Source organism: Streptomyces sp. NPDC019890, assembly GCF_044903445.1.
Lineage (GTDB): Bacteria > Actinomycetota > Actinomycetes > Streptomycetales > Streptomycetaceae > Streptomyces.
The window spans coordinates 496,124-504,431 of record NZ_JBJDQK010000001.1 but is presented as its reverse complement, the minus strand read 5'-3'; the positions used below and the strand labels follow the sequence as shown (position 1 = coordinate 504,431).

The following is an 8,308-nucleotide window of genomic DNA, read 5'->3' as shown; positions in this document are numbered from 1 at the left end:
CATCGAGATCAACCGCGCCTATGAGCGCGTGACCAAGATGATCGAAAACACCAACGACCTGTCGCGGCGCGCGCTCGAGCGGCGGGGGCGGGGTTGGTGAGGGGGGGCGGAGTCATGCGCGCGCGGCGCCCCCCCCCCCCCCGGGGCGGTGATCTCTGTGTCCGGTGGCGGCCTCCGTGATCGCGCTCGTCCCGCTGCCGGTACTCGGCGGCGCGGGCATCGTGCTCTTCGGCTCGGTTGCCGCCAGCGGCATCCAGACGCTGGCCTCGGCCGCCCTGGAGAAGGGTGAGAACGCACTGATCGTCGCGTCCTCCGTCGGCGTCGGGCTGATCCCGATCGCCGCGCCGGAGTTCTACCACGCCTTCCCCAAGGACGCGCTCGTCGTGCTCGACTCGGGCATCTCGACCGGGTGCATCGTGGCCATCGTCCTCAACCTGGCCTTTCCCGTCGGAGCAGCATGCGAAAGGGCCGAGCCTTTGTGAGGCTCGGCCCTTTCGCGGCAGGAGTGCGTTTCGGACTCGGTTCGGACTCAGTCGATGTGGAAGCTCTCCCCGTACACCTTCCAGTCCAGCGGGGTGTTGAGGTTGAAGTTGTTCTTCTTGACGAAGACCCGCTGGGCCGTGTCGACCCGGCTGGTGTCCTCGTGCGCCTCCTCCTGCTTCATCGCCCAGACCCGGGCGTCGAGGAAGGCGTTCAGATACGTCTTCTCGTCACCGCCCTGCGCCGGCGTCTTGGCCTTGGCGAGTGCCTTCTTGCGGATGCTGCTGAAGCTGGTGCTGTCGCTGCCGTCGCCGTGCATGACGATCGCGTCGTAGTAGATGAACTGGCCGAGTACCCCGATGCCGTCCTGCTTTCCGCGGCCCACCGCCGGGTTGAAGTAGACCCGGTCGCGCTCGTCGTTCTGGGCCTTCTTGAACTCCGAGTCCTGGGCCGCCTTCTTCCAGTCCTTGGTGAAGTTCGGGTCGAGCCCCGCGTGCGAGTCGCTGCCGTCGACCTTGCGCAGTGCGGGCAGGTACTTGGCGAGTACGTTTCCGGGCTTGCGGTCGGTGTAGAGCTCGACCAGATCCAGCATGTCGCCGGTGCCGGAACAGAAGCCGATGATGCCGGCGGTGTAGCCGCGGCCGTCGTCGATGTCCTCGATGTACTTGTACTGCGCCTTCCAGTCCAGCGAGGAGTTCTCCGCGCTGGACACGATCTGCATGGCGATCTCCTTCTTCGCCGGGTCGTCGAGCCCGGTGGCAGCGGGAGCCACGGTCGCGCGGGAGGGCTCCGCGGGCTCGTCGGACGTGGCCGCCACGGCGGTGGCCGGCACCGCGAGGAGGGCCACGCCGAGCGCGATGCGGGGGAGGAACTTGAGTGGACGTGCAGGGCGTGCGTGGGGGGCGGGCACGGTGCCTCCAAGGGGAGTTCGTCGGTCCGTGTTCTGTTAGGAAGCTTTCCTATCAGAGTGCGGAAGTGGCGTACACCCTTTCGCCATGGGCAAGTTCGGCCCAGGGGTCGGCCGAGGAGTTCAGTCCAGGAGTTCGGCGCTGCTCGCCGGTTCCACACGCGCCTGCCCGTTGATGCGATGCCGCTCGATCGACGAGCGGCGGTACACCTCTTCGCGCACCCGCTGGATCTCGCCGATCGGCCGGTGGTCCTCACGGGTGCGCCACGGCGTGATCGACGTGGTGTCCGCGGCGGCCAGGTTCTCCTCCCCGGCGATGTCCTGGCGCGGGATGGCGATCGTCGCGACCGTGACCCACGGCGAGAGCTGTTCGGGCCACTCGACCGAGGTGTTGTCCACCGGCATCCGGGTCAGATCGGTGTTGAGCTGCACCTGGAGCTCGAAGACGTGGTCCCGCTCGGCCGCCTCCGCCACCAGCGTGTTGCGGAACGCCTCGCCGTCCGCCTGCACATCGACCGCAAGATGCGTGACGGGCGTGACCGGCACGGTCCGCACCTTGGCGATGTGGTCGCCGTGGCGGAAGGCGCCCATGCTGTTGTACGTGTACGAAAGCAGGTTCTGCCGCGGGACCTGGGTGAACGAGAGCATCGCGAACAGCTCGTCCCACAGCCACTCGTCCGCGGTCTCCAACGTCCCGCGCCTGGTGAGGAATTCACCCATCCACGACTTGCGCCGCGCCGGGTTCACCAGTGCGTCGGGCAGCTCGGCGAACAGCTCCTCGATGACCATGTAGTCGTACGCCGTATTGGCGAAGAACACCCGGTTGTTGATCAGGTTGAGGTCGAAGGTCGTCGCCTCCGACTCGTCGGAGAGCAGTGAGTCGCCGGGCACCCCGAACATCTTGATGCCCATGCCGCAGGCCGCGCCGAGCAGTGAGTCGGCGCGCAGGTGCCCGAGGCCGTTGGAGTAGCGGACGACGGCGTCGTAGGCGCCGGGGGTGGCGAAGATCCCCTGGGCGTACGACGCCGGCACCTCACCCACCGTGACCGTGGCCTTCACCAGTCCGTACGTCTTGCCGTGTGCCGTACGGACCGCGCGGCCCACGCCCTGCCGCTCGACGGACTCCCGGGTGCGCCGGGCGACGTTGCCGACGACATCGTCCAGCTCCTGCTGATAGGTGGGTCGCTCGACGGGGGTGTATGTCTCGTACCTGACGAATTCCATGGCGGGCCTCTCCTCTGCCGTGCTCTGTGGCATGTCCTACGAGAAAGATAGCCCACAATTAAATTGTGCACGATGTAACTGGGTGTGAAGATCCCCACTCGGAATCGCCTCTGCACTTCGACTGGAGCTGCGGCCTCCCGGCCCTCCCCTGCGGCCCGGCGGCTCCCGCTCGGCGCTCAGCTCAGCCGGTCGACCAGCTCACGCAGCTGGTCCCTCAGTCGGCCCGCCTCGTCCGCGGTCAACCCATACCGCCGGCCCATTGCCGTGGGCACCTGCTCGGCCCGCTCCCGCAGCGCCTCGCCCCGCTCCGTCGCCGCCACCATGACCAGCCGCTCGTCCTCCGGCTGCCGCACACGCCGCAGCAGCCCGGCCGACTCCAGCCGCTTCACCAGCGGCGACAGCGTGCCGTAGTCGAGGCCCAGAACCGTGCCGAGATCCTTCATCGGGACCTCCCCGCGCTCCCAGAGCGCGAGCATCACCAGATACTGCGGATAGGTCAGTTCCAGCTCCGCAAGGACCGGCCGGTATGCCGCCGTCACCGCCCGGGAGGCGGAGTACAGCGCGAAACACAGCTGGTCGTCGAGCGTGGTCGGGGCCGGGCGGTTGTCACTCATGGCCCTATTCTGCGTCGCTGCGGTGGCTGTCGCCGTACGCCGGACCCCGAGGGGCGGCCCCCAGCCGGGGTCAGCGCCCCGGCCACGCCATGAGGTTGCTGAACAGCTCCGCCTGCTCGATCGCGTCGTCGAGAGCGTGGTGAGTGTGCCGCCGCCGGGAAAGCAGCTCGCGCGGCATCGTGCCCTTGGCGACGGCACGCAGCGGCAGGCGCGCCTTGGTCGCGTACAGCGTCTTCATGTCCAGGCAGCCGGAGTGCCCGAAGGGGCTCGCTCCGGTGAAGCGCAGCAGATACCAGTACAGGAAGGTCCAGTCGTACGAGGCCGGATAGCCGCACATCACGGGCTGCGCGCCCACGCTCACCTCGTCCACCCAGGCGCTGAACTCGGCCATCGCGGCGGCCGGTTCACTGCCCTCGGCGATCAGCCTGTCCCGGTCGAGCCCGCTGACTGCCAGCGCCTCGGGCACGAAGTCCTCGCTGATGGGCCGCAGTTCGCGGTAGAAGGTGTGCGACTCGGGATCGGCAGGCGCATAACTGTCGGCATCCTGGCGCCCGGCCACCGCCGCGCCGAAGCTGATCATCGAGTACGGGCCGGGTATCGGGCCGTCGGCCTCGATGTCGACGGAGATGTAGAGACTGGGTTTCATACGACGTGCCATGCCGGGAGCATCGCATCGGCGCTGCTCCCGGCACATCCGGTTTTGTTGGCGGACCGGGCCCTGCTTCGGGCGCGCCGCTGCTGTCAGCCGCGTTGCTTCGGGCCGATCACCAGCTCGTGCTCCTGCTCACCGTGGCCAACTGTGAAGTGGGCCTGGAGGCCGTCGACGAGCCGCTTGATGTCCTTCGGGCGGCCGAAGACGAGCGCGCGGACGGCTTCGCCGAGCAGGACCGGCTCGCTGAGAGGGCGCTGCCTTCGTACGTCGAAGGATCTGGTGGACACCACCGGGCCGCCGTCCGAGACGATCCGACCGGCCCCGGGCTGGACAGGAGCGAAGATCGCGCTCAGAGTCTCGTAGACGAGGCCCCCGGCTTGAGTGGGGTCGATGTGCACCCCGACCGTTCCAGCCTCGCGGTGGCGGGCGGGCGTCCTTCCCCTGAGTCGATGCGGCATGTCTTCAGCATCCGGCCGATGGCGTTGATCCGCCCGCCGAGCAGCGCCGTATGGACCGCTGTGCCCGCCCTCAAGGGGCCACAGAAGCGGCTGCAGGAACTCCACACTTCCCTGACCTCGGTTGGGAACAAACCACTTCGGTCCGTAGTTCGGCAGGTCATGACGACCAAGCACGCAGTCCTGCGCTACACCGCCTTCTCCGGCGACCCCGAGGGAGGCAACCCCGCCGGGGTCGTCCTCGACGCTTCCGGGCTCGACGATGCCGACATGCTCTCCATCGCCGCCGACCTCGGGTACAGCGAGTCCGCGTTCCTGTCCGCGCCGCCCGAGGGGCTCGGCGGGGAGCCCGGACGGGCCTTCACCATCAGGTACTTCAGCCCCAAGGCGGAGGTGCCGTTCTGCGGGCACGCCACGGTCGCCACCGCCATCGCCCTCGGCGAGCGCATCGGGACCGGCGACCTGGTGTTCGCGTCGCGGGCCGGGACGGTGCCGGTGACGGTGAGCGAAGAGGGCGGGGCGCTGCGGGCCACACTCACCACGGTCGAGCCGCACACCGAGGACATCGCGGACGCTGACCTCGCCGAGGCGTTGGCCGCGCTCGACTGGCCGGACGCCGATCTGGATCCGGCGCTGCCGCCCCGCATCGCCTTCGCCGGCGCGCGGCATCTGGTGCTCGCGGCCGCGACCCGTGAGCGGCTGGCGGATCTGGCCTACGACTTCGAACGTCTCGAAGCCCTGATGCACCGCCTCGATCTGACCACGGTGCAGTTGGTGTGGCGGGAGTCGGAGAGCGTCTTCCATGTGCGCGACCCGTTCCCGGTGGGTGGCGTGGTGGAGGACCCGGCCACGGGCGCGGCGGCAGGCGCGTTCGGTGCGTACGCCCGCGAACTCGGCCTGGTCCCCGAGGCGGCTGTGCTCACCCTCCACCAGGGCGAGGACATGGGGCGTCCGGGGGTGCTGACCGTGGAACTGCGCGAGGGCGACAAGCGCGTGCGGGTGAGCGGGGCGGGCACACGGATCGCTTGACGAGGGCCGGCCGCCCGCGGCGGGACCGCCGGTGCCAGGGTCCGTCGGGTTCCGAGTCATGCGAGGGCACCCGTGGTCGCGGGAGGCTTCGCGCAGGGTCGACGCACGCCTGGAAAACGGGATGAGCCGCAGGCCCGACGGCTGTTAGGTTCGCGGGGCGCGGGGCGGCTCCCGAGTGTGCTTCCTTCTCATTCTTGCCGATGAATCAGCGTGCTCACTTCCCGCCCCGCGCGACACCCGGTCATCCGGGAGGGGGAGAAAGAGACTTGTCCAGTACCACGGTCACTACCCGTACCGTCACCCGCCCGCGCAGCCTCGCCGCCGTGCTTCTGTTGCGGCGCGGCGCCGTCTACCTGCCCGCTCCGGCAGCCGCCGCAGACCCGGCCGGCGGTGGAGTGCCCCTGCTCGAAGCCGACCTCGTCGACCGTGGCTACCTACTGGCGCCGCCGCTGCGCGCCGCGTTCGCCGCACTCGACGCACCCACCCTGGGCGCGGTGGGCCGAGAACTGCTCGACGACATGGACAGCGCCCTCGGCGCCGACCGCGAGCATGTGCCCCTGCTGCGTGGTTTCCCCGACAGCACACCGCACGACACGTACGCGCACTACGTCGACCGCGTGCTCACGGTGCTGTTCCAGCGCCCCGAGCAGCCGTGCGTACTCTGCGGCACGGTGGACTCCGTCGTGCCCGTCTCGCCGTGCGCCCACCTGGTGTGCGGCTCGTGCTTCGACGGCGCCGACTTCTCGTCGTGCCCCGTGTGCGAGCGCCGCATCGACCCGTCCGATCCGTTCCTGCGCCCCAAGCGCCCGCGCCGACAGCTGTTCCGCCGCGCCGCGGCGCCCGAGCGCCTGCGTCTGCTGTCCTACGGTGGCGACCTGACGGAACGCCAGGCGGACGCAGCCCGTGAACTGGACACGCTGCTTGCCCGCACTGGAGCTCTCAGCCCCCAGGACACCGACGACCTGGAAGCTCTGCTGGCAGCCAGGACCCGTGACGACCTCGACCGGCTGCCCGCCACTGTGCCCGGCCGGGAGACGAAGGCCCGCCTCGTCGCCTGGCTGCTCGCCGACCCCGCGGCCTTCCCCGCCGCCCTTCCCGTCGCGGCCCGGCTCATCAACACCGCCACCGACGTACTGCGCGTGCTCGCGGTCCGCTCCGGCGGAGACGCCGGACTCGTCGAGATCCCGCGTTTCGCCCCCGTGTCCCGGCCCCTGCGCCGCGCTCTGCTGTCCGTACTCGACACGCTCGACCCGGCACAGGCGGCTCAGGACATGCGGCGGCACCGGCGGGCCTGGATCCACGCGGCGGAGCTCCTGCACCCCTTCGAGCACGCGGACCGGTTCCCGTGCGCGGCTCTCGCCTTCGCCGCGCTGCGTGGCACCCGGCTGGGCGACGACGCCTTGTCCGCCGCCCTGCGCACGGCAGCGGAGACCGTCGTCGACATCGACGTCACCGGCCCGGCCGTCACGGCGTACAGCTGGAGCGGCCAGGTAGAGGCCGCACTCGCGGCCTGCGACCTCGCCGGGGCGCTCACGCTGCTCGAGCGGCGGCCGGGCGAACTCGTCCGCCGCCTCGACCACTTGCTGCGCCTGATCGGTGAGGGGGACGAGGGCGGCGCCCGCGCTGTTGTCTCCGCGCTGGAGCGGACGGTTCCGCGGGTGGCGCCGGCCGTCCTGCTGTCCGCGCTCGGTGCGATCCGCACCCGGACCCGGGAGAGGGTGGCGCGCGTGTTCTTTCCCAAGGGCGCGGCGGCGAAGACCCATGTGGCCGACGACAGCAGGCCGGTGCTGCCCGCCGCCCTTGTGCGGACCGTGGTCGACGTGTTGACGGCCGAGATGCTGCGCAGGGCGGGCAAGGCGGCACCCGTGGAGCTCGCGGTCGTCGATGCCGCGCTGGACGGTGTCGTCGCGCCGTTCACCGAACGCACCGCGTCCCGAGCCCTGGTGACCCTCCCGCGCGGCAGCGAACTCGCCGTACCGGACGGCAGGACACTGCGCCTGTTCCTGCACTGGATGGAGAGCCCCACCTCGGGAAGGACCGACCTGGACCTGTCGGCCGCGATGTTCGACGCGGACTGGCAGCACCTCGGGGTCTGTGACTACACCCGCCTGCGGTACGCGGGCGAGGCCGCGGTGCACTCCGGGGACCTCCAGGACGCGCCGCCTCCGCTCGGCGCCAGCGAGTTCGTGGACCTCGACCTGGACCGGCTCGGCGCAGCCGGCGTCTGCTACGTCGTCGCGGTCGTGTACTCGTACAACAACGTCCCCTTCGGCGACCTGGCGGAAGCCTTCGCCGGGCTCATGCTGCGGGACCAACCCGGGAACCTGGGGCCGGTGTTCGACCCGCGCTCCGTCGAGCAGCGCTTCGACCTCACCGGGAGCAGCCGCGCCTGCGTGCCGCTGCTCATCGACGTGCAGGCGCGCACCATGCGCTGGCTCGACGTCGTGAAGGGAGTCACCGGTACACACCACGCCGTATGGCGGCACGCGGACGCGCTGGCCACCCTCGCGCACCGGCTGACGGATCTGTTCGCCTCGGGCGCTCGCGTCGGCCTGGGCGAGCTGGCGGTGTGGCAGGCCGCGGCCCGGGCGACCACGATGGTCCTGCGCCACACGGACGGTTCACGGAGCGTGTACCGGCGGCGGGACGGCGAGGACGTGGCGGGCTTCGCCGCCCGGATCGGCTCGCCCGACACGGACGCTCACGCGGGCGAGGGCGACGATGGTGACGGGCCGTCGGCGGGACCGCGGCTGGCATACCTGCTCCGAGGTGACCTGGAACTGCCCGACGGAAGCGAGGTGTTCGCCCTGTACCCGCTGATCCAGGACGCGGCGCGGGTTCGCCTGCTCGCTGCCGCCGACATGGTCACGGCTCTCGCTCCTCGGTGACCGGTCGTCGGCGGGGACTCTCCGTTGAGCTCGTCCTTCCGAGCACCACCGCCGACCGG

At 70.5% G+C, this 8,308-nt stretch carries 7 protein-coding genes and 1 pseudogene; 3 read left to right on the top strand and 5 right to left on the bottom strand.

The genetic code is table 11. The features are described 5' to 3' along the window. Positions 1-155: 155 nt before the first annotated feature. Positions 156-482, top strand: a pseudogene (locus ACI2LP_RS02190) (solute carrier family 23 protein); the annotation flags it as partial. A 47-nt stretch (positions 483-529) separates the two neighbouring features. Here the strand turns inward: ACI2LP_RS02190 and ACI2LP_RS02185 are convergent. The 5 genes from ACI2LP_RS02185 to ACI2LP_RS02165 form a co-directional block, all read right to left on the bottom strand. After that, positions 530-1,390 (bottom strand): chitosanase, encoded by an 861-nt coding sequence (locus tag ACI2LP_RS02185; RefSeq protein WP_404722616.1) that lies wholly within the window; start codon positions 1,388-1,390, stop codon positions 530-532. 120 nt (positions 1,391-1,510) lie between these two features. Further along, entirely contained in the window at positions 1,511-2,611 is a 1,101-nt protein-coding gene (locus ACI2LP_RS02180; RefSeq protein ID WP_404722615.1) for a catalase family protein, read from the bottom strand. A gap of 176 nt (positions 2,612-2,787) precedes the next feature. Beyond that, on the bottom strand, positions 2,788-3,225 hold the full coding sequence (locus ACI2LP_RS02175) for a MarR family winged helix-turn-helix transcriptional regulator (protein ID WP_404722614.1): 438 nt from the start codon (positions 3,223-3,225) through the stop codon (positions 2,788-2,790). A gap of 70 nt (positions 3,226-3,295) precedes the next feature. Continuing rightward, positions 3,296-3,883: a 3'-5' exoribonuclease domain-containing protein gene (locus ACI2LP_RS02170; protein ID WP_404722613.1), complete on the bottom strand. Its 588-nt coding sequence runs from the start codon at positions 3,881-3,883 to the stop codon at positions 3,296-3,298. An 83-nt stretch (positions 3,884-3,966) separates the two neighbouring features. Then, entirely contained in the window at positions 3,967-4,335 is a 369-nt protein-coding gene (locus ACI2LP_RS02165; protein WP_404722612.1) for a hypothetical protein, read from the bottom strand. Positions 4,336-4,494: 159 nt separating this feature from the next. Between ACI2LP_RS02165 and ACI2LP_RS02160 the strand changes: the two genes are divergently transcribed. Both ACI2LP_RS02160 and ACI2LP_RS02155 read left to right on the top strand, forming a co-directional pair. Next, on the top strand, positions 4,495-5,361 hold the full coding sequence (locus ACI2LP_RS02160) for a PhzF family phenazine biosynthesis protein (protein ID WP_404722611.1): 867 nt from the start codon (positions 4,495-4,497) through the stop codon (positions 5,359-5,361). Between the two features lie 266 nt (positions 5,362-5,627). Next, the gene (locus ACI2LP_RS02155) at positions 5,628-8,249 is read left to right on the top strand and encodes an MXAN_6230/SCO0854 family RING domain-containing protein (protein ID WP_404722610.1); all 2,622 of its coding nucleotides are present in this window, start codon (positions 5,628-5,630) and stop codon (positions 8,247-8,249) included. Positions 8,250-8,308: the final 59 nt, after the last annotated feature.

What these genes read in the sequence shown, in the direction of transcription:
- ACI2LP_RS02180 (WP_404722615.1), bottom strand. Translation starts at nt 2,611, where the DNA reads ATGGAATTCGTCAGGTACGAGACATACACCCCCGTCGAGCGACCCACC.
- ACI2LP_RS02175 (WP_404722614.1), bottom strand. Translation starts at nt 3,225, where the DNA reads ATGAGTGACAACCGCCCGGCCCCGACCACGCTCGACGACCAGCTGTGT.
- ACI2LP_RS02170 (WP_404722613.1), bottom strand. Translation starts at nt 3,883, where the DNA reads ATGGCACGTCGTATGAAACCCAGTCTCTACATCTCCGTCGACATCGAG.
- ACI2LP_RS02165 (WP_404722612.1), bottom strand. Translation starts at nt 4,335, where the DNA reads ATGCCGCATCGACTCAGGGGAAGGACGCCCGCCCGCCACCGCGAGGCT.
- ACI2LP_RS02160 (WP_404722611.1), top strand. Translation starts at nt 4,495, where the DNA reads ATGACGACCAAGCACGCAGTCCTGCGCTACACCGCCTTCTCCGGCGAC.